General features: G+C 68.3%; 17 protein-coding genes. 12 read left to right on the top strand and 5 right to left on the bottom strand.

Features of this window, described 5'->3' with window-relative positions; genetic code table 11:
• Nucleotides 1–140: 140 nt before the first annotated feature.
• Nucleotides 141–602: a MarR family transcriptional regulator gene (locus AB0E02_RS03375; RefSeq protein ID WP_362135430.1), complete on the bottom strand. Its 462-nt coding sequence runs from the start codon at nucleotides 600–602 to the stop codon at nucleotides 141–143.
• A 78-nt stretch (nucleotides 603–680) separates the two neighbouring features.
• Here AB0E02_RS03375 and AB0E02_RS03370 point away from each other — a divergent pair, with 78 nt between their 5' ends.
• The 6 genes from AB0E02_RS03370 to AB0E02_RS03345 all read left to right on the top strand — a co-directional run bounded on the left by AB0E02_RS03370 (nucleotide 681) and on the right by AB0E02_RS03345 (nucleotide 8,061).
• Nucleotides 681–1,052, top strand: coding sequence for a VOC family protein (locus AB0E02_RS03370; RefSeq protein ID WP_362135428.1), 372 nt, complete (start codon nucleotides 681–683; stop codon nucleotides 1,050–1,052).
• A 611-nt stretch (nucleotides 1,053–1,663) separates the two neighbouring features.
• Nucleotides 1,664–2,872 carry a PP2C family protein-serine/threonine phosphatase gene (locus AB0E02_RS03365; protein ID WP_362135426.1) on the top strand — a complete coding sequence of 403 codons (1,209 nt, stop codon included), beginning with the start codon at nucleotides 1,664–1,666 and terminating at the stop codon, nucleotides 2,870–2,872.
• A 618-nt stretch (nucleotides 2,873–3,490) separates the two neighbouring features.
• Nucleotides 3,491–4,021: a GNAT family N-acetyltransferase gene (locus tag AB0E02_RS03360; RefSeq protein ID WP_362135424.1), complete on the top strand. Its 531-nt coding sequence runs from the start codon at nucleotides 3,491–3,493 to the stop codon at nucleotides 4,019–4,021.
• A gap of 793 nt (nucleotides 4,022–4,814) precedes the next feature.
• Nucleotides 4,815–5,180 (top strand): hypothetical protein, encoded by a 366-nt coding sequence (locus AB0E02_RS03355; protein WP_362135422.1) that lies wholly within the window; start codon nucleotides 4,815–4,817, stop codon nucleotides 5,178–5,180.
• Nucleotides 5,177–6,361 carry a hypothetical protein gene (locus AB0E02_RS03350; RefSeq protein ID WP_362135420.1) on the top strand — a complete coding sequence of 395 codons (1,185 nt, stop codon included), beginning with the start codon at nucleotides 5,177–5,179 and terminating at the stop codon, nucleotides 6,359–6,361. The genes AB0E02_RS03355 and AB0E02_RS03350 overlap by 4 nt, the downstream gene beginning before the upstream one ends.
• Before the next feature lie 38 nt (nucleotides 6,362–6,399).
• A complete protein-coding gene (locus AB0E02_RS03345; RefSeq protein WP_362135418.1) occupies nucleotides 6,400–8,061 on the top strand; it encodes a hypothetical protein in 1,662 nt (553 codons plus the stop codon).
• 201 nt (nucleotides 8,062–8,262) lie between these two features.
• Here the strand turns inward: AB0E02_RS03345 and AB0E02_RS03340 are convergent, their stop codons facing one another.
• Nucleotides 8,263–9,558, bottom strand: coding sequence for an MFS transporter (locus tag AB0E02_RS03340; protein WP_362135416.1), 1,296 nt, complete (start codon nucleotides 9,556–9,558; stop codon nucleotides 8,263–8,265).
• On the bottom strand, nucleotides 9,555–10,094 hold the full coding sequence (locus AB0E02_RS03335) for a helix-turn-helix domain-containing protein (RefSeq protein WP_362135414.1): 540 nt from the start codon (nucleotides 10,092–10,094) through the stop codon (nucleotides 9,555–9,557). The genes AB0E02_RS03340 and AB0E02_RS03335 overlap by 4 nt, the downstream gene beginning before the upstream one ends.
• Before the next feature lie 609 nt (nucleotides 10,095–10,703).
• Between AB0E02_RS03335 and AB0E02_RS03330 the strand changes: the two genes are divergently transcribed.
• The 5 genes from AB0E02_RS03330 to AB0E02_RS03310 all read left to right on the top strand — a co-directional run bounded on the left by AB0E02_RS03330 (nucleotide 10,704) and on the right by AB0E02_RS03310 (nucleotide 16,276).
• Nucleotides 10,704–12,152 (top strand): pyridoxal phosphate-dependent aminotransferase, encoded by a 1,449-nt coding sequence (locus AB0E02_RS03330; RefSeq protein ID WP_362135412.1) that lies wholly within the window; start codon nucleotides 10,704–10,706, stop codon nucleotides 12,150–12,152.
• A gap of 334 nt (nucleotides 12,153–12,486) precedes the next feature.
• Nucleotides 12,487–13,023, top strand: a complete 537-nt coding sequence (locus tag AB0E02_RS03325) for an SMI1/KNR4 family protein (protein ID WP_362135409.1) — start codon at nucleotides 12,487–12,489, stop codon at nucleotides 13,021–13,023.
• A 285-nt stretch (nucleotides 13,024–13,308) separates the two neighbouring features.
• Nucleotides 13,309–13,734: an SMI1/KNR4 family protein gene (locus AB0E02_RS03320; RefSeq protein WP_362135407.1), complete on the top strand. Its 426-nt coding sequence runs from the start codon at nucleotides 13,309–13,311 to the stop codon at nucleotides 13,732–13,734.
• Nucleotides 13,735–14,478: 744 nt separating this feature from the next.
• Nucleotides 14,479–15,480 carry a DUF1259 domain-containing protein gene (locus AB0E02_RS03315; protein ID WP_362135405.1) on the top strand — a complete coding sequence of 334 codons (1,002 nt, stop codon included), beginning with the start codon at nucleotides 14,479–14,481 and terminating at the stop codon, nucleotides 15,478–15,480.
• A gap of 334 nt (nucleotides 15,481–15,814) precedes the next feature.
• Complete coding sequence (locus tag AB0E02_RS03310; protein ID WP_362135403.1) at nucleotides 15,815–16,276, top strand: zinc ribbon domain-containing protein; 462 nt, start codon at nucleotides 15,815–15,817, stop codon at nucleotides 16,274–16,276.
• A gap of 120 nt (nucleotides 16,277–16,396) precedes the next feature.
• On the opposite strand, the gene AB0E02_RS03305 is transcribed toward AB0E02_RS03310, so the two are convergent.
• Complete coding sequence (locus AB0E02_RS03305; RefSeq protein WP_362135401.1) at nucleotides 16,397–16,687, bottom strand: hypothetical protein; 291 nt, start codon at nucleotides 16,685–16,687, stop codon at nucleotides 16,397–16,399.
• On the bottom strand, nucleotides 16,684–17,298 hold the full coding sequence (locus tag AB0E02_RS03300) for a ParA family protein (protein ID WP_362135399.1): 615 nt from the start codon (nucleotides 17,296–17,298) through the stop codon (nucleotides 16,684–16,686). Before AB0E02_RS03300 ends, AB0E02_RS03305 begins: the two co-directional genes overlap by 4 nt.
• A gap of 611 nt (nucleotides 17,299–17,909) precedes the next feature.
• Here AB0E02_RS03300 and AB0E02_RS03295 point away from each other — a divergent pair.
• The gene (locus AB0E02_RS03295) at nucleotides 17,910–20,609 is read left to right on the top strand and encodes a SpoIIE family protein phosphatase (RefSeq protein WP_362135565.1); all 2,700 of its coding nucleotides are present in this window, start codon (nucleotides 17,910–17,912) and stop codon (nucleotides 20,607–20,609) included.
• Nucleotides 20,610–20,834: the final 225 nt, after the last annotated feature.

The following is a 20,834-nucleotide window of genomic DNA, read 5'->3' as shown; positions in this document are numbered from 1 at the left end:
TGGGCCTTGGGGGCGGCCAGTTGAGCGCGTGGGCGGGCGGGGCGGCACGGATCGCAAGCGCGCAGGTCACGCTGCGGTGGTGGCCGCCCAGCTTCCGCTCTGCTCACGGCGATGCTCGGGCTTACCGCCGCCTTTACGGATCAGTCCTCCAGGGCTACGGCGATACGGTCGAGATCGGTGAGGAGCGCCGCGACGCGCTGGGGTGGGATCGCCTCGACCATGCGCTGTTCGACGGCGTACACAGCGTCCTGGACCGCGGCGAGACGCGCCTGGCCCTCTTCGGTAAGGCGAGCGGGCCGGGCCCGGCCGTGATCGGCGGTGGCGGGGCGGGCGATCAGCCCTGCTTCCTGCAGGCCCCGCAGGACGACGTTCCCGGACTGTCGGGTGACGAACGTCGCGCGGGCGAGGTCGGCGTTCGACATACCGGGGTGTTGGGCCAGGAGTTCAAGGGTGGCGTACTGCGGCACGGTCAGCCCGTGCTCGCGCAGCACCTTGTCCATGGCGCCGCGCAGGGCAGCCTGGGCGCGTTTGAGCAGGTACCCCACGTGGTGGGTGACATCGTCCGCCGGGCGGAACGGCTCCGTCGACACACTCTTCTTCATGTCAGCATTTTGACATGAGGGACGCGGCTCCCTAACCTTCAATGTCAAAGTCCTGACATCGAAGAGTGAGGGAAGCTCATGCCTGTTGCCATCGACGGCCCAGACTTCATCGCCCTGCAGGTTCACGACGTGGAAGCTGCCGCAGTCTTCTGCGAGCAGCACCTGGGTCTGCGTCGAGCCGCGGTTTCACCCCCTCACGCGATCGTGTTCGACACCGAGCCGGTCCCGTTCGCCGTCCGCGCGCTCCTCCCGGGCGTCAGCCTCGCCGAGACCGCGCGGCCGGGCCTCGGCGTGGTGCTCTGGTTCCGCACCCCCGACGCCCGTCAGCTCCACGACCAGCTGGTTGCCGCCGGGATCAAGATCGTCGAACCGATGACGGACAGCCCCTTCGGGCCGAAGTTCTCCTTCGAGGGCCCGGAGGGTTACACACTCACCGCGCACGGAGGCTGATCGAAACCGCCGCCCTTCGCGGGATGACTTTTCGCGCCAGATGACACCGGCGCTGCTTGCCGCTACGAGCTGCACGGTCACACGGGGATGAGCGGCCGCTCCAGCAGACCTCACCACCCGCCTGATCGCCGCCCACCATCCATGCGAGGTGGGCGGCCCGTCGGTCCTGGGCCCAGCAGGGATCTCGACCGACGGGTGGTGCCAAGCCCCTCAGGCCGTGACGGGAGCGAGCCGTATGCCTGGGGTCGGCAGCTCGCCAGGAAGGGAACAGCTTCAGCCAGTCGTGACTGGCGGTCGGGGCCGGCCAAGAAGTGGCCGCGAACTCGCGGGTCTGGGGACTGGCAGGGTCACCTTCCCTGGGAGCCGCGACAACGCCAGGGACGCGACAGCAGCGGCATGTGCTGACACGGGCTTGTGTGCAACGTCCACGATCAGCGGCCCACCACATGGACGGGGTGCCTCAGCCTCTGCCACCCGCTCTCGGTAGGCCGATCCGGCGCTCGGCAGATTCGCCAGCGAGGGCCGGCCACAAAGCCCTTCGAGGGCCCCGGCGTGGAAGCACGCAGCGCGACTGAGTGGAAGCCTCGACCTCGCCGAGGGAGGCTGTATCCATGCGGACACTCTTCCGCCCGACGACACCTCTCTCAGCAGCGGGCGGTCACAGTCGGTTGCTCTTCAGACTCGCGCAGTGCGTACCTTTCCTGATCGTACTGCTCGGGCTCGGTATCGAGCTCTCGCCCGCCCACGTCGTGTATACCGGCCCCCTCCTCATCGCCATGCCGGCGCTGGCGTCCCTGACGATGGGACCGAAGGGCACGCTCGCGGCAGCCGGCGGGGCTCTGATCGTGAGCGTGACGACCACCACCCTGCACCAGGCATGGGGTGGCCAGCAGATCTACAGCAACCTCCTGGCCTTGTTGGTGGTGTCCGCAGCCAGTGTCATGACCAGTAACGCTGTGCGCACGCGCAGGCAGAGCGAACTCGACCGGATCCACCGCATTGCCGCAGCAGCACAAAGAGTCCTGCTCCGTCCCGTATCGAGCCGACTGGGCCAGGTGCACGTCGCCAGCATGTACCTGGCCGCCGAGGCGGGGGCACAGATCGGCGGCGACTTGTACGAGGCCGTTTCCACGCGGTACGGGGTCCGGATGATCGTGGGGGATGTCCGAGGCAAGGGGCTGCCGGCCGTGCGCTCGGCAGCAGCCGTGTTGGGCGCGTTCCGGGAAGCAGTGCACTACGAGAGCGACTTGGTGGAGGTGATGAACCATTGCTCCGCAGCGCTGAATCGGGACTGCGCCGTGCCGACCGCGTTCGACCAAGAAGAAAAGGCTGATATCGGGGAGGACTTCGTCACCGCGCTGGCGGCTCAGGTGGTGCACGGATCAGTGATCCAGGTGGTCAACTGCGGGCACCCTCCTCCGCTGGTCCTGCGCCAGGGCAAGATCGAAGCGCTGCACGCTGCCTCACCACGGCCGCCCCTGGGCCTTGAAGACATCATGAACTGCCCTACCGCTGGGCCGGACAGCTATACCTTCGCACCGGGTGACCGTCTCCTGCTGTACACCGATGGAGTGGTCGAAGCACGCAACATCGACAACGACTTCTTCCCTCTCCCCGAAGCGCTGGAAGCAGCTCCTGCCTGTACGCCCCCGGACTTCCTGGAGTGGCTGCATCAGGCGTTGATCCGCCATACCCGGGGGCAGCTGACAGACGACGTGGCGGTACTCGTCATTGATCGATTCAGGGATGACACGGAGTCCAACGCGGCTGCAGACGCACTTGCTGCCGGACCTCCACCGTCGGGTGATACAAGGCAGTAGAAGAGGAGGTCCGGGGATGCGTGGGGTGGTGACGGTTGTCGTCAAGCGCCTGCTCACCCATCTTGTGGTGCCGTCCGCTACAAGCAATGCGTTGGTAGCCGTAACAGCTATCACCGCACCCCTGGGCCAGATGTTTGGGCGCTGCGTGTCGTGCAGCCGAGGGCGCTTCCTGTCTCCCCTGGCTGCGGCGATCTGCGGTTCTGAGTGCGAAACGCCTCGCTCCTGGGACTGCAGAAAACAATCCGGCCGGCGCCGGCGGATTCTTCCTGTCGGAGGACGAGTACATGCCTGCGGAGGACGAGAACTACTCGGTCTTCTTGATGCCGCCGGTGCCGACCCGTACGTATGGGAAACCCTGCGCCTGTCCGGCTACGTCCCCCTCCCCCGGACGCCCCACGCAGCCCGCCCGAATCCCCGAGGCCTCGGCCCAAAGCACGAAGTCCAAGGCATCCGTCGACCAGGCCGACGTCCGCGCTTGATGGTGGGTGTAGCTCCGTCTCGGGGGCAGCTGATCTGGGGTGTTGCGACGACCGTTGACCAGCCCGGGGTGTGGTGATGGGCGGTGCTCGGTCGGGATATTCGCTGTCGCCGCTTGTTGATGGTGGTCATACTGCCGCGATGGATGCAGTGACTCTCGAGACCGACCGTCTGGTGCTGCGGGCCTTCACACCTGCCGACGTGGATGCGGTGTATGAAGCCTGCCAGGACGAGGACATCCAGTTCTACACCCCGGTGCCGGTGCCGTACCGGCGTGCGGACGCGGAGAAGCTCGTCGGCGAGAAGCTGCCCGCTCAGTGGGCCGAGGACAGGGACTACACCCTCGGCGCGTTCCGCAAGGACACCGGCGCCCTGGTCGGCTCGTACTGCCTGACCCTCGTCAGCCGCGGCGTCTGGGAACTCGGTTACTGGGCGGTCAAGGAACAGCGCGGACGCGGGTACTCGGTGGAGGCCGCTCAAGCCCTGTGCGACTGGGGCTGGGCCACCCTCGACGTCCACCGCATCGAGTGGTGGGCCATGGCCGGGAACACCGGCTCGCGTGCCGTCGCCGAGAAACTCGGCTTCACCGTCGAAGGGACACTGCGCAATCGCGGCATCGCCAACGATGGCAAGCCGCACGACTGGTGGGTGGGCGGACTGCTGAGGCCCTGATGCTCGGGCCGGTGCTTGGCCGGCTACGTTTGCTCTTCTGCAGCGAAGTTCCGAGCTCGGACAGTTCCCACAGAAGAGCCACACCCATTGATCAGCGGCGGGCAGCTGTGACGTGGCAGTGGCCGCTCGGGTTCTTCGAGTGTGACCAAGAAGAAGTGGACCCTTGCAGCCTTGACCCATCCTGCATCCTGCGGCGTCTCGCATACACATCTCAGCGATTTGAGCGAATAGTTGGCCGATCTGTGGCTCCTCAGGAACGTGCCGGTCAGGTTGGGCGGTGATCCGATTGAAGAGCTCCAGGCCAGGCTGGTCTCGTGGGTGTGCGCAGAGCGCGACCGCGATGACCTGGAGCCCGTGCCGCCCTGGACGCCGATGCCGCGCGGTCGTTCCTGGGCCAAGTAGGCCAGGACCACGATGCCGGCCGCGTTGCCCAGCCGTCCCAGGACCCGAGCACCTGATGCATCGCGGCCCCCAGGATGCCGCCGGCAGCGAAGAGCGCGTGCCGCCGAGCCCGACGGCGTCGCCATTTCCCTCCGGCGCCGCCGTTTCTCCTCCGGCACCGCCGCGTAGCCACCGTCCAGCGGCCCGACGGTTCGGCAATTTCCTGATGAAGAGTCAAAAAGCGTACACGTAAGGCCCATCGGTGCCATCGTGGACAGGACAGGGACACGAGCCGGCCGGAATCGGGGGGTGGGCGGTGGATCGGTTCGGTAGGTGGGTGGTGGCGGTCGCCGTGACCGCAGTTGCTTTCACAGCGGGTACGGGGCTTTGCGGAGCGCTGCTGTTGCCGGTGATGCAGGACACGGCTGTGCGGTGGACGGTGGCGTGCGGGGCAGGAGCGGCGCTGGCCGCACTGGCGGCCATGTGGGGCTACGGCTACGCCGGCCGCGCAGGCGCCACCCCGGGGCCGGGCGGGCAGCCGACCGTGCAGGCGTCCGGGGCACGCGCGGTGGCCATCCACGGCAGCAACACCGGTGCCGTCACCACCGGCGACGTGCATGTTCCGTCCGGCCCCAGGCCGCCCGGCCACTCGACCCCAGCGTCCCGGGGAATGCCCGGGGCCGCTCCCACCGCCTCCGGAGAGCGGGCCATCGCCATCGGCGGCGACAACGACGGTCCGCTGTCAACGGGCGACACCCGGAACGAAACGCCAAGATGAGACCGCTGTTCCGCAAGCGGCGGCGGTCCGGCAAGCGGTCCGTCTTCATCGGCGGCAACAACTCCGGCGACATCACCACCGGAGACACCAGAGTCGAGCTGCCTCCGCTCGTGCGCATGCCGTTGGTCGTGCTGCTCGTCTCCGTCCTGGGTGTCGGTGCAGGCTGGCTCTACTTCGACTGGCTCGCACCGGAGCTCGCCCCGAATTACCGCACCCAGTTCCTGATCGACACGGCTGACGGCCCCGATCCCAAGGGCATCGCGGCGATCTCCACGTCACTGCGTAAGACGGTCGGGAACTCGGGCGATCACGACGCGCTCGCCCTGCGCACCTTCGGCGGCGAGTGCGGCGCCTCCGACAACACGTCGCAGGTGGTCGGCTTCGACGTCGGCAACCAGCAGAAGATCACCCAGGCAGCGGGTGGGGTCCGGGCGGACGGCAAACCGACGCTGGTACGCGGAATCGTCCAGGCCGTCGAGGACTTCTCCCAGCCGTTCGATCGCAAGGCCCGCCAGGTCAACCGGATCATTGTGGTGACGCGTCACGGTGTCGACGCCTGCGAGGACGACGTCTCCTTCGTCGAGAAGGAGATTCGCGAGCGGGTCGGTGCGGCCGGACTCTCCCTGCAATTCCGGGTGATCGGTTACCAGGTACCGAAGGGGCAGCACCGCACGCTCGACCGGATGGCCACGGCCGCCAACGCGCCGCCTCCGGTGTACGTGAAGAACGCGCCCGACCTCGCCAGGACCCTCGACGGGTTCTCCAACGTGGAACCGGTCCTCAAAGGAGCCCAGCGGATCGTCAGCACGCTCAACGCCACAGTCACCCAGGTCAACACGGCCGTCCGGGCGACCGAGGAGGGTCGTCTGGACGCCGCCGACAGCACTCTGCGGCAGGCTCGACAAGCGGTCAACGGCACCGGCCCCGAGTTCGACGACCTGACCGGCCGGACCAAGAGCGCGGATGCCCAGCACGTGCGCGACAGGGCGGTCCGGCTGCGGGAGAAACAGAAGCAGGTCGTTGACGCAGCCTCCCAGCTGCTCAAAACCGCGCGGGCCGGCACGCCGCTGGAACCGCGGAGGAAAGCGTTCCAGCGGGCCGCCGCACACTACAACGACGAGGTGAACGGCATGAACAAGCTCCTCGCCACCCTTCGCGGAAAGCTGACCGAGCCCTCATGAGGGGCAACTCCCTCCCGAGGCGCAGGAGTTGGCGTCGCGTGCTGCTGATCGGGGGTGCCGCTGTCGCGCTGCTGACCGGCATCGCCGCCTTCCTGGTCCTCCGGACCGTCCCGGACTACCGGACCGCCTTCCTCGTCGACACCTCACTGGCCAAGAACGACACGGACCTTCCCGATACCGCGGACGCCGTCGGCTCGGCCGCGCAGAACTCCGCCGACGAAGACTCCCTGTCCTTGCGCCGCTTCGGCGGCAGCTGCGGCGACCAGGGGAACACCGCGTCGGTCGTAGGTCCGGGCACGGGGCATGCGCAGAAGATCAACACCTCCGTGCACGCGTTGTCGGCGTCCGGGAAGCCCACCATGGAAAGCGGACTCCTCGCCGGGATCGATGACTTCTCGGGCTACTACCCGTTCCGCGGGAAAAAGCGGAACCGGATCATCGTGGTGACCTCGCACGGCATCGACGCCTGCACGGCGGATCAATCCGCGCTCAAACAGGCAGTCGGCCGACGGGCCAAGGACAGCGCAGTGCAGCTGGACTTCCGGTTCGTCGGCTACAAGGTCCCACGGAAGGAACGGCAGCCGCTCGCCCAGCTGGCCGAGGCCACGAAGGCCCCCAAGGTCCGGTTCGTCTCCACACCGGCGGAGCTCACCGCAACCCTCAACAAGCTCGCCCTGCCCGAGTCCCCAGAGGTCCAGCACGTCGACGTCCCCTCCCCGACGGCAACATCGCCGTCCGCGCCCGCCGCGTGGCTCCGTTTGTCCACCTCAACAGTGAAGGCGGGCGGCACCTGCACGGCGAAGTCAGGCGGGATGGAACCGGGCGAGCCGGTTGTGCTCACCTGGACCGGCCCGTCGAGTGGCAGCATCGGGACGTTCACCGCGGGGCGGTCCGGGGAAATCGCGACCCGGTTCCACCATCCGGACAAGCCGGGTTCCTACCTCCTCCGGGCACAGGGGACACGTTCCGGCCGGAAGGCGTCGGCGCCGTTGCGGGTCCTCCCGGCCGACGTCCCCACGCCTCACACCACACCCCAGCTGACCCTCAATCCCTCCACCCTCAAAGCCGGCCGGCCCACCACAGCCACGGCTTCCGGCTTCCAGCCGGGGGAAACCGTCGATATCTACCTGGGCCCCTGGGGGCACAGCGGCAGCTACGCCCACGAGCGGGCAAACAGCTCAGGAGTCGCGGTCGGCCGCGTGGGAGAGGGGTGGGGGCTCGCGGAACCCGGTGGCACCTATCGTGTCACCGCTGTGGGCGCCGCGTCCGGCCGCCAGGCCCATGCCGAGCTTCGGTACGAGAAGGAGAAGCGCAGCGGCCCCGTGAGCGCGCACGCCAGCCCCGACCCGGTCACGCCCGGCCGGACGGTCACGGTGACCGGCACCGGCTTCGCACCGCACCGCACCGTGCAATACCGCTCCACGCTGTTCGCCGACGCGACTACCGCAGCAGACGACGGTGCCATCGAGTTCACCGCCGCCATCCCGCAGGACACCGCTGCAGGCAGGTACACCATCCGCATCTACCAGATCGCCTCGGGAACCGAGCTCGCGATCCCCCTCGAAGTGCGGCCGGCCACCCCAAGTCATCCGCCCACTCCCCCACCGACCGACGCCTCGCCGTCAGGAACTCCTCCCGGAACGACCAGTCAGACCCGCGCGACGATCAGGCCCCGGCTCCGGACGCCGCGCACCCGGTAGACGCCCTCCTGCACACCACAGTGGTGGTGCCCGCGGGAGCGGAGGCGAGCCGCTCTTCGACGGATCGGTTTTGCCCCAGCAGAGCGCATGTCGCTCCGCCGACGACGAGGGCTGACAGCCAGCACACCCGACCGACCCGGCCCCTCGCCGCGCCCGCGGGTGCCTGGTACCCGACTTGTTGTGATGCCTTCGCGGCAGGCGTCACAACAAGTCGGGTGCACTCTCCTGGGCGGGTTCCTTGGATGCCGGGCGATCTGGACCGCCGGCCGGGGCTGCGGCACGCAGCGCCGCTTCGACCCGGCGGTTGCTGGTCATGGATGCCGTGACGGCCGTCATCGCCAGGAGGAGGACGGAGGCTGCGTAGAGCGGGGTGCGGATGTCGTAGGTGGTGGCCAGCCAGCCGCCGAGGAAGGCCCCGATGGGGGCGGCGCACATGGCCAGCATGCGGGAGGTGGAGGCGACCCGGCCCATGAGGTGGGCCGGGACGATCGCCTGCCGGAGGGAGGGGCCGAGCACCATCGTGGCGCCCATGCCGGCCCCGCAGACGGCGAGCGCCAGCCCGGCCACGTACGGGTTCGGGGCAGCGGCCAGGCCCAGGATGGCAAGCCCCTCGACGGCAGCCGTGCAGGTCAGTGCGGTGCCGGTGCCGAGTCGTCGGCCAAGGTGGGAGGCGATGCCTGCGCCGAGCAGACCGCCGGTGGCCTCCGCCGTGAGGAGCAGGCCGAAGCCGTAGGTGTCGATGCCGAGGCGGTCGTGCGCGAAGAGGGCGAGGACGGTCTCCACAGCGAGGAAGGCGACGTTCCCGACCGCCGGGCGGAGCGCGAGCCCGAGCAGCAACCGGTCCCGGAAGACGTACGAGGCCCCGGCCCGCGCCTGTCGAAGCAGCGACTCGCGGGTCTCCGGCACGGGCCGGGGTACGGCGGGAAGCGACCGTACGAGCAGTGCGGAGAGCATGAACGACACCGTGTCGGCGAGCAGCGGAACCGCCCGCCCGAGCGCGAGCAGCGCACTGCCCGCAGGCGGCCCCGCGAAGCCGGACATGGCGGTCTGGGCGCCGCGCAAGCGAGAGTTGGCTCGCTCCAGGAGTGCGGGGTCGCGGCCGAGGAGATCCGGCAGATAGGCCGTGGCGGCCGTGTCGAAGAAGAGTCCACCGAGGCCGAGCAGGAAGGCGACGGCCGCGAGCAGCGGAATGCTCAGCACGTCGAGCGCGGCCGCTGCCGCCGGTATCGCTAGCAGCACCGCACGCGCCGCGTCCATGACCCACATCGTGCGCCGGCGGTCCCAGCGGTCCACCAGCGCACCGCCGAGCACCCCGAAGAGCAGCCACGGCAGCGTCCCGGCGGCCGTGACGACGGCGAGCGCCATCGGATCCCGCGTCAACGTCAACGCGATCAGCGGCAGCGCGGCATGCGACACCCCGTCGCCGAGTGACGACACCGTCTGAGCGGTCCACAGTCGTCCGAACCCGGTCGGCAACTTCCGTACGCCTGAGGTCACTTGGCGCCCTCGTCGGCCTGCTCGCGCGGTGCCGGGTGGAACAGTGCGAAGACGAGTGACGCGTCCGGCAGCGACGGGTCGGACAGCTTCCGGTACTCGTCCGCCAGTGCCTCCAGCCGCGCCCCCAGCTGCGCGAACTGCTCCTCGGTGAGGCGCAGATGGGCCATCCGTACGTACCGCTCGCCCTCCGCCGGCGATGCCTCCAGGTCCGCCACCGCATGCCGCATCAGCACATCCGGCTGCCCCACACCGGGATCCGGCAGCTCGATCGACCGTGCGGCCATCGCGTAGTACCGCTCGGTGACCCCCCGCACTTTCCGTGTCCGCACCACCTTCACCAGGCCGGCCCGCTCCAGCAGCCGCACGTGATAGCTGGAACTCCCCTTCGCAAGGCCGACCCGCTCGGCGATCTGCGTAATCGTCGCAGGCTCGAAGCGGAGCACGGCCATGATCCGGTGACGCGTGAGATTGGAGACGGCGCGCAGCTGCTCGTCGGTGGTGACGTGAAACGTCTCGGGAAGATCATCGGTAGGCATACGAGCAATGGTCAACGGTTCTTGACCATTGCGCAAGGGGATTTCGCGCGGACATCCAGAATCTGCCGTCCGGCGCGCGAGACCTTCCGTCAAAGGCCCCCCACCCGCTACCGATCCGGGGAGCTGTCAAAAACCCTTGGCACCCTCAAGTGATCAACGCACCACCCACGGATGAGCCCGCTGCGTCAAAGCGAGGTAGACCACAGCGCCGCCACCGCCAGCAAAGCCTCGCGCTCACCCAACGGACCGGCGCCACCCGCTGCGTCCGCCGGATCAGCCACCTCGCAGACGGCTACACACCCCACCGGAAAGTACAGGGAGTTCAGCAGTTCCTCAGCCTCGTCCGAGCAGCGGCATGACACCCCCAGACAGCTCCTCATGAACAACGAGGCCACAAGATCGCCTGTCGGATCGGACTGCCCCAAAAGGCCCAGGCGTCACCACCTGATACGACAGCGGCGCCGGGCCGCGGGTGGCCGGCCGAGCCGGATGGCCGCCGAGCGGTGGCGGGCAGGGGTGGGGCGTGGTCCGCTGGCGGCATGCGTGTGCGGACCGGCAAGGCTGCGCCCGCCTTCTCTGTGACCTGCGAGCGGGAAAGAACAGACACCCATGGTTACCGAATCAACCTCCAGCAGTCAGCGTCAGACCGTGCGGCCCGAAGAGGCGGTCGAGCTCCTCACGCACCTCCCCGACTTGGAGCAGGCGCTCGCCTTCTACCACCAGCACCTGGCGCCCCCGACCGCGATCGACCTCTCCGTGGCGGAGAACGTCCTCGTCTACCAGGACTCCATGCAGAAGCTGGTGTTCGATTACACCCGTCTGCTGCCCGAGCAGTACATCAACTATTTCTCCCCCTACGGCACACCGGCCCTGCGCAGGCAGGTGGCCGAGCTTCTGACCAGGGCGTTCGGCGCCAAGGTGGCTGCGGACGATGTCTTCGGTACGGCGGGGGTCGCCTCGGCGCTGGAGTGCCTGGCCTTTGCCCTCAAGGACAAGCCGAGAGGCTCGGAGTCCGGGCCCCCGCCACTGGTCGACGGGGACGCGGTGTTGCTGCCCGCACCGTTCTGGCAGGGGTTCAACTGGTCCTTCGAGCAGCGGCCCAAACTGACCTGTGTGCCGGTGAATCTTCCCACCTCGGGCCCCAAGCGCTTCCAACTCACCCTCGACCTGATCAAGGACCAGTACGAGGCGACCCGCAAGCGCACCGGCAAGGCACCGCGGATGCTGGTCCTCACCAACCCGCACAACCCCTTGGGCGTGAACTACCCCAAGGAACTGCTGGAGCAGATCTACGCCTGGGCACTCGACCATACGGACATGCACATCGTTTCCGACGAGATCTACTGCCACTCCCAACTGCCCAAGACCACAGTGCCGTTCACCAGCGCCGTTGCACTGAGCGCCTACGCGAAGTCGCCTGAGCGGGTGCACGTCGTCTGGGGCTTCGCCAAGGACTTCGGGCTCTCCGGCCTCCGCACCGGTTTCCTCGTCTCCAAGTACGGGCCGGTGCAGCGCGCCATGCTCGGAACGCACGACGTGGCGGAGAAGCGCCACCCGATGTCCTGGTTCACTCCGTTCGACTCCCTCAAGCACTTCGTCATCGGCGCGGTCCTGACCACCACCGTCAACGGCAGCTCGGAGCTGTACACGACCTATGCGATGAAGCGCTGCCCCGGGCTTCTCGACGCCAGCTTCACCAAGGTGAAGGCCCGGCTGGACGCGAACAAGATCCCGTACGTCCACGAGCCCCAGAGCAATGCCGCGCAGTTCTTCTGGCTCGACCTCACCAGTTGGCTGGGCAAGCGCCCGCCGAAGAGCAGCGACGATGTCAGTGAAGTGCTGCCTCTCAAGGCTCACGACCTGGACCCCAACGAGGTCTTCCTCTTCAACTACCTCGCCGGCCCCGCCGCCGAAGTCACCCTTCTTCCCGGAGGCGTGATGTCCTGCCCCGCCCCCGGCTTCTTCCGCCTCTGCTACACCGCCCGCCAGCCCGACGAGGTCTGCACGGCCGTCGACCGGGTGGCCAAGGCACTGGGCAGGCTGGGAAACAAGGGATAGCCCGGCAACCCACGTCCGAGCGCCCCTGAAGCGAGCCGTCGACCGGCCCGCCGACGTCCCGCTGGTCTGCGGACACCTCGACTACGTCCCGGCCGTGTCATCCACTGGCACCACCACGGCACGGCGCCGCTGGGCCACAACGTCGCCCTGGCCCTCGAAGCCGTGCCTGCCCTTCAAGGGCGGTACGAAGGGCTACCAAGCGCTGTGACCGCATGGGTTCGCCCGGCTGGACGATCAAGGCCATGTGAGGAGCGGTTGGCCTCGGCTTTGAGAGGGGTGAGGGACATCGGCACGAAGGCCGGTGCTGAAAGATGGTTGCATGTGGGTTCAGCGAGTGATCGAACTGACCGGGTGGGAGCCGCTCGGGATCTCCGTCGACTGGGCGGCGATCGAAGGAGAGCTGGGGGCTGTGCTGCCGGCGGACTACAAGGAGCTCTACGAGGCGTTCGGCGGCGGCGCCTTCAGTGATTCCGTCTACTTTCTGGCGCGCGACGAGGGCGTCTCGTTCGACCTCCTGACACAGTGGCGAGTCTCCCTGTCGGCCGACCAGGACAACAAGTTCACAGACGTCTCCGCCGCCGATCCCTGTGCAACCTACGCGCCGGGCGGCAAGGGACTGGTTGAGTGGGGCTCCACCGAATGGGCCGACGAATACTGCTGGCTCATCGATGCCGAGCAGCCGGGCGATTACCCCATCCTCGCGCGGTCCCACGACGTCGGCGGATGGCACCGGTACGACATGTCCACCTCCGAGTTCCTCTACCGCATCCTCGCCGATGCCGATTTCCCACCCTTCGGGATCGCGCAGTACCACCTAGACACGACATTCACCCCCGGCTCCAGCGACCCCATCGACAGCCAGCCGCTCTGACGAGCCCCCGGCCGCCCCACCTTCGCGGACACGGCAGCGCCGTCGATTCCCATCAGGACCGTGAGCCAGGCAATGACGAGTCGACTTCATTTGATGCAGGTACGTTGTCGATTGGCCGAGGGTTGTCCCGCATTGTTCTGGCCGCGGCGAGCAGCCGACTCGGCCGAGGCGGTACTGTGCGCTCCGTGATCAGTCGGCCGTTGGTCGAGTCGCGGTGCACTGGCCTCGCCGATGGGCTGCTTGATGGCTCTCTCACGGCACAGTCTCGTGGAGGTCGAATCAACCATGTGGACCGAAGTCGTCGCTGCCCTGCCCGGCACGACCGCCTTCCAGGCTCCTGCATCGGAGTCGTCGCTGCTCCGCTGCGCCACGGTCCTCGGCCATCCAATGCCCGCTGCCCTCACTGCCCTACTCCGCGAGAGCAACGGCATCGAGGGTGAGTATGGAGCCGGGCTCATCTGGTCTGCCGAGCGCATCGTCTCCGAGAACCAGAGTCTCCGCGAGGACAGTGAGCTCACCACCCTGTACATGCCGTTCGATCCACTGCTTTTCTTCGCGGACGCGGGGAACGGAGACTTGTTCGCGCTCCTCGCCAAGATCGACCGGCCCGATGTCTTCGTCTGGAACCACGAGGACGACAGCCGCACCTGGGTGGCGCCGAGCCTGGGCAAGTACCTCGAATGGTGGCTGACAGGGCAGATCGAGCTCTAGGCTTGTCTTCAAACGTCACGCCCACATCAGAGGCGATGTGGCCGACACCCCGCCGCCTGAGCCAGGCCCGGATTGCCGTGGAGCTGGGTGCAGTCGCCTGCGTTCCCGCCTGTGGCGGTGAAACCGAGCGGGCGGCCCAGGCATCGCAGGCCAAGTGAACGTTGCTGGTCAGGCCGCCGCGGGAGCGTCCGAGTGCCGGCGGGCGAAGCGCCCTTTGAGCGCGGTGCGGTCGTCCAACTGCTTCCGCCCCCAAGGACTCGGGCAGCAGTGACCGGTCTGACGAACTCGCCCTCGCCATACGACAGTTCAAAGCGGCATATCACCCAACCTGTGATCCACCCATGCAAGATCATCTGAAGACATCGCCCGGAACGGAAGGAAGGCGATCACGTTTCCGGGCACCATTCCGGGCACGCTTTCCCCAGTTGCCGTTCGCTGGGCCCTCTCCAGATCTTGAGTCTCGTGCGTGCGAGACAGTTCTGTGAGACTGCCGTGGACCTGACGCCAGATCAAGTTGCAAGCAAGGTGGAGGGAAAACGACCTGCGTGGCCATGCCACCACCGCAATCACACAGGCAGCATCACTACAGCGCATGGGCTTTGGACTGGACTGGCCGTTCGTAGGGTCGCTGAGGGGCTGTGGCGGCAGCCTGGGGGATTTCTTAGTCCACTTGGCCCCAAGCGATGATGGTAAAGGCATCTATTCCACCTCGTCGTGCTTCCATGCCGTCACGGAGGTGTTGATATGACGGCTGAAGGTAGACAGCAGGACAGCTACCCGCACGCAGGTGCGCCGCGGCGCCGTGTGCTGGCCGCGGCCGCCCTGGCTCCGATGCTGGCCGGGGCACCGTCCCCCGCTCGCGCCCTGCCCACAGGGACGGCCGAGGCGAACGGCCACGGCCTGATCAAGCCAGTGTCCACTGCTCGGTCGCATTGGAAGAGCGTGGCCAAGACGCTGGGCCGGGCAGGCGATATGAAGCGAAAGATGATGTACCACACCGCCTTCCCACGCCGGGACCTGCGAGTGCACTCCCGTCACGTCGCCGTCAAACCGGAGCTCGCCCTCGGCTCGCACGTGTCCTTCGTCCGTTACGCCGACAAGAGCACGATGGTGATGGGTGATGTGGTGGTCACCGAGCACGAACTGCAGCCGTTCATCGATGCTCTGCACGAGCACAGGATCGGGCTGACCGCGATCCACAAGCATCTCCTCTCCCAGAGTCCCCATATCTGGTGGATCCACATCCATGCGCATGGTCACCACCCGATGGCTGTGGCCCGCGGTCTCCGCGCAGCGTTCGACCTCACCAGCACCCCGCCCCCGCTGCCGTCGACCCGGCGACAGCACGTCGACCTGGACACCGAACGAATCGATGCCGCGCTGGGTGCGAAGGGCTCCGTCGACGACGGCATCTACAAGTGCATCTTCGTCCGCCGCGAGACCATCACCGACGGCAGACTGGTGCTTCCCCCCGGCCTGGGGTCGACCAGTGCGTTCAACTTCCAGCCGCTCGGCGGAGGTCGAGCCGCGATCAGTGGCGACTGCGCCATGATCGCCAAGGAAGTCCAAGACGTTCTCACGGCCCTGCGGCGTGCCGGGGCGGAGCTCGTTGAGCTGCACAACCACGGTTTGACGGATGAACCTCGCTTGTTCTTCGTCCACTTCTGGGCCGTTGGCGATGGCGCCAGGCTCGCCCGAGCCCTGCGCCCCGCGGTGGACGCAACCAACGTGGTGCCCGCCGGCTGAACACCGTGCAGACAGCAGTCTCGACCTGGCGGAGCGTGCCTGGGGCGGTGTCTTCCGCCTGGTGACCTGAGTCGGGGATTCGGCTGCAGTAGGTGGCGACTTTTTCGTTCCGCTTGTCCGTACGGCGCCGTCCGGACTCCCACGCGCTCATCACGTTCGTGTCCGTCGACCCGCCGGTGATCGCGTTGAGCACGAGCACGTCGGCCTCTTCGGCCGGGCGGCGTTCTGGCCGGAGGCGCCCCGTGGAATGAGCTGGTGCTGTGACCGGATAGGTTTTGCTGGGTTGGCGGGCGCGGGGCGGATCGTGGCCGGGGAGGGGCGGGGAGGCGGGCCAGTGAGTGACAACTACCTGACGGTGATTCCGACGGATCCGTACTGGCGGCCCGGTAAGGATGCGGCGGATCGCGCTGCGGCTGCGTTGTCGTGGATGCTTCCCGACGACGATGCCCGACGTGGTCTGGAAGCCAAGTGGCACGACAGTGTCGAAGTCGTCTGGTGCGGCGCCAACCTGAAGAGGATCTCCTGCCCGCACTGCGGTGCGGAGTGTGCACCCGACTGGTGGGCCGAGGCCGTCTCGCAACGCTACGACGAGGGCTTCCCGACGCTCGTGGTGACGGTTCCCTGTTGTGACGTCGAGACGTCGCTCAACGAGCTGGTGTATGACTGGCCGATGGGGTTCGCGCGGTTCAGGATCGAGGTCCTGTATCCGAACCGGGCATGGCTGACCGACGAGGAACTGACCACCCTTACGGACGCGCTCGGGCATCCCCTACGACAGATCCTCATCCATATTTAGTGCCGTCAGTGGGCAGCGCCGTCGCACCAGAGCACGGCCGTTGCCATGCCCGGCCAACGCCTTCGCCGTGTGGCAGCTACCTCAGGCAGGGCCGGCCGCCCTACCGTGTGAGCCATTTGGTCAGCGAACCGAAGCCCGATCCTCACGCGGGACGGACGCAGCCCGGTCTCCGGGCCCTGAGACACAGCCGGCGGTGACGGCCAGGGTGCGCAGGATGCTCGTTCCGGCGAGTACGACCGAGGAGACCGGCCGTCCCAGCCATCGCGTCAGATCGCCTCGTAGGTCGGGATCGACCTCGACGGTCACTCGGATGTATCTGTTCTGCAGCGTGGTGACATTGGCGGACCGGGGCGACGAGACGTCCTGCTCGCGCCGCAGTGCAGCACGGTAGCTTTCCTTGCGCTGGCTCATACCTCATCCTGACGCTTGATCAGTTCCTCTGCGAAGTCCATGTATGCCGAGCCCTTGGCCTGGACCGGGGTCCCGAAGGACTGGGCGTACAGGTCGAGCCGAGCGATCTGGGTGTCCAGCACCTCGAAACCGCGCTCGGTGAGTGCCTCGCGAGCGTCCGCGTCCGGCCCGGTGCGGGTGGCATCGGGTCGATTGGTGCGGTTGAGCAGGACCGCCGTGCGGGCCGGCTCGCTGCGCAGGGACTGCACGTCCGCCATCTCGCCGAGGATGGGCGCCATCCGGTCCAGTTCGATGGGGGCGGGGGTCACGGGCACGATCCACTCGCCGGCGTACCTCATGATGCTGCGGGCGATGCGGGGATGGTCCTCCAGCTGAGGCGCATCGAGCACGACGGCCTGCCGGTTGCCGAGGAAGTCGTTCACGCGACGGTGGACGTCCCCCACCGGCAGGGCGATCACCGGAAACGGAAAGCCGTCGGCCAGCTCGCTCCAGCGCAGCGCGGAGGCGGCCGGGTCACCGTCGACGAGCAGCGGTGACAGTCCCGACTCATGAAGCGCGTGGGCCAGCCACACAGCACTCGTCGTCTTTCCGACGCCCGGCTTGAGGTTCACAAAAGCACAGCTCAATGTCACAAGAACCGACAATAAGGGGCATGATCGCTCATTCTCGGGCGGCGCGAGGGCGTGGCTTCGTGGTTCACCCGCAAGCAGTGAGAAACGTCGGACACCCCGTGGCGGTCGCGGCCAACCGTGTGCACCACCGGTTGCGTCTCTAGGCGGTCGGACACCGACCGGATGATCCGCACGAGGTGTTCCGGTACGCCGACCGGTCGCTTCGCAGCGGAGGGCCCGGCCGTCGATACGGCCCTGGGTGAGCCGTGCGCACGGGTGCCGCGTCTCCCGCGCCGCCCGGCCCCGCCAGGCATGTGCCGGCCCCGCCAGGCATGTGCATGATCCACTACCGCCCGCGCGGACTGAGCCACCAGGGGCTGCGGCAATCACGGCCGCCGATGCTCGGTCGTCGCACGGTCCGCAGCGGCATGCCTTGCCAGCTCCCGAACGCCACGGGGTAAATATGGACCATGACCGGACATTCAGGGCGCTTTCGGCGTTGGTTGAACCGTGCGCCCAGCCGTTCCGATTCCCGGGGCGTCTTCCGCACCGGGAGCGATCCGGACGACCGGCAGGACGAACACCCTGCGGGGGCCGGGGGCTCGCGGGGCCTGCGGGCCTGGTTGACGACGCGCAGCGTCGCCCGGGAGGTCTTCCTGCTCCAGCTGGTGCTCGTGGTTCTGCTCATCGCGGCGGCGGTGCTGGCCATCGTCGTCCAGACGCAGCGGGACATCATGACCGACGCCCGGCACCGGACGCTCGCCGCCGCTGAGTCCTTCGCAAACTCCTGGGGGCTCCAGGACGCGCTGAACAGCAACAATCCGACCGCCAAGCTCCAGCCCCGCGCCGAGGCGGCCCGCAAGGCAGCCGGCGTCGACGCCCTCATCGTGTACAAACTCGACGGGATCACCCTCACCCACAGCGACCCGCGGCAGATCGGCAAACACGTCATCGGCCCCTATGCCGAAGCCGCCCGGGGCAAGCCCTTCACCAGGACCTTCCAGGGCGCCCTGGGCCTCTCCGTGATCTCTGCGGCCCCCGTCAAGGACTCCTCGGGCAGGGTCATCGCCATCGTCTCCGCACCGGTCACGGTGGAGAACGTACAGAAATCGGTCAACCGGCAGCTGCCCCTCTTCCTGGGCACTGCAGTGGGGGCGCTGGCGCTCGCCGGAGGCGGCGCGGGACTGGTGAGCCGCCGGCTGCGCCGGCAGACCCACGGTCTGGGGCCGACCGAGATGACCCGGATGTACGAGCATCACGATGCGGTCCTCCACGCGGTCCGGGAGGGCGTCCTCATCGTCGGCCGCGGCGGGCGGCTACTGCTGGCCAACGACGAGGCACGGCGGCTCCTGGACCTGCCGGCGGACGCGGAGGGACACCACGTCGGCGACCTGGGCCTGGACGGTCGCACCGTCGACCTCCTGACGTCGGACCGGACCGCCACCGACGAGGTGCACCTGGCCCAGGACCGCCTGCTGGCCCTCAACAAGCGGTCCACCGCCCCTTACGGAGCCCATCACGGGAGCGTGGTGACCCTGCGCGACACCACGGAACTGAGATGGCTGACAGGGCGTGCCGAGAGGGCGCGGGAGCGGTTGCGGCTGCTGTACGACGCCGGGGTACGCATCGGCTCCACGCTGAATGTCGAACGCACCGCCGCGGCGCTGGCGCAGGTGGCGGTCCCCCGGTTCGCCGACATCGTCGCCGTCAAGCTGCGGGAACCGGTCCTGCAGGGCGAGGAGCCCGCCGCGGCGGGTACCAAGCTGCACCGGGCGGCCCTCGCCGGCCTGGCCGCGGACCATCCGCTCCACTCCGTCGACGAGCTGATGGGGTTCGTTCCGGGCACCCCGGTGGCGGCGGGTGTGGACCAGGGCCGCTCCATGGCCGTGCCGGACCTGGCCGGCTCTTCCGATTGGCGGTCCCAGGACCCCGAACGCGCCCGACGCATCCTGGACCACGGGGTGCACTCCTTGATGGTCGTACCGCTGCTCGCCCGGGGCGTAGTGCTGGGAGCGGTGGACTTCTGGCGGTCGGGAAGCTCCCCGCCGTTCGACGACGAGGACCTGTCCTTCGCCGAGGAACTGGCAGGGCGGGCCGCCGTGGGGATCGACAACGCCCGGCGCTACACCCGTGAACGCACCATGGCGATGACGCTCCAGCGCAGCCTGATGCCCCGCGGTCTGCCCGAGCAGGACGCCCTGGAGGTGGCGCACCGCTACCTCCCCGCGCAAGCGGGCGTGGGCGGCGACTGGTTCGATGTCATCCCGCTGCCCGGCGCCCGGGTCGCGCTGGTCATCGGGGACGTCGTCGGGCACGGCCTGCACGCCGCCGCCACCATGGGCCGGCTGCGCATCGCCGTGCACAACTTCTCGGCCCTGGACCTCTCCCCCGACGAGCTGCTGGGCCACCTGGACGAGCTGGTGACCCGCATCGACATCCAGGACGAGGACACCGAGGCGGGGCCGGCCATCACCGGCGCCACCTGCCTGTACGTCGTGTACGACTTCGTCTCCGGACGGGTCACCGCGGCCACGGCCGGCCATCTGCCGCCGGCCGTGGCCTACCCCGACGGCAGGGTGGAGTTCCTGCACCCGCCGGTGTCACCGCCGCTGGGTCTGAGCGGCGGCCTGCCCTTCGAGCTCGCTGAGCTGTCGCTGCCGGAGGGGTCCCGTCTGGTGCTCTACACCGACGGGCTGGTCGAGGACCGCAGCCGCGACCTCGACGAGGGGCTGGAAGCGCTGCGTGCGGCCCTGGCCGGACCGGACCGTACGCCGGCGGAGACCTGCGTCACCGTCATGCAGGAGCTGCTGCCGACCAGGTCCGCCGACGACGTCGCGTTGCTGGTGGCCCGGACCCGGCGGCTGGACCCGGCACGGGTCGCCGAGTGGGACGTGGCCCGCGACCCGGCGGCCGTCGGCCCGGTCCGCAACGCCTGCGTCCGGCAGGTGACGGACTGGGGTCTGGAGGACCTCGCCTACAGCACCGAGCTCATCCTCAGCGAACTGATCACGAACGCCGTTCGCTACGGCTCCGAGCCCATCCACGTGCGGCTCCTGCACACCCGGACCCTGATCTGTGAAGTCTCCGACGGCAGCAGTACCTCCCCGCACGTCCGCCAGGCGAAGGACACCGACGAAGAAGGCCGTGGCCTGTTCCTCGTCGCGCAGTTCGCCGAACAGTGGGGCACCCGCTACTCCCCCAGGGGTAAGACGATCTGGGCCGCTCAGGCGGTCGGATCCTACGCCCCGCCTCCGGACGAAGGGCCGGGCGAGCACCTCCCCGGCCGTCAAGGGAACAGCGGGGAGGGGTGAGACCGTGGCCTGGCGGCCGCGCCCGGGGACGAGGGTGGTGCTCGTCAGTGCCTGGCTACCCGCGTGGCGCCTGCTCGCCGCGGTGACCTGGCCCGATCACCGTCGTGGCCGAGCTCCGCAAGGGGAGCGGAGTACTCTGGTGCGGACCGTTGCTGAAGAGAGAAACGTCAGACAGTGGCATGTCGCCTCGGTGTGGCGCCGGGACCGCCCGCATGCCAAGTCGTC

Source organism: Streptomyces sp. NPDC048196 (assembly GCF_040652715.1).
Classification (GTDB): domain Bacteria; phylum Actinomycetota; class Actinomycetes; order Streptomycetales; family Streptomycetaceae; genus Streptomyces; species Streptomyces siderophoricus.
The sequence above is the reverse complement of the archived record's forward strand: the minus strand, read 5'-3'. Positions and strand labels throughout refer to the sequence as shown.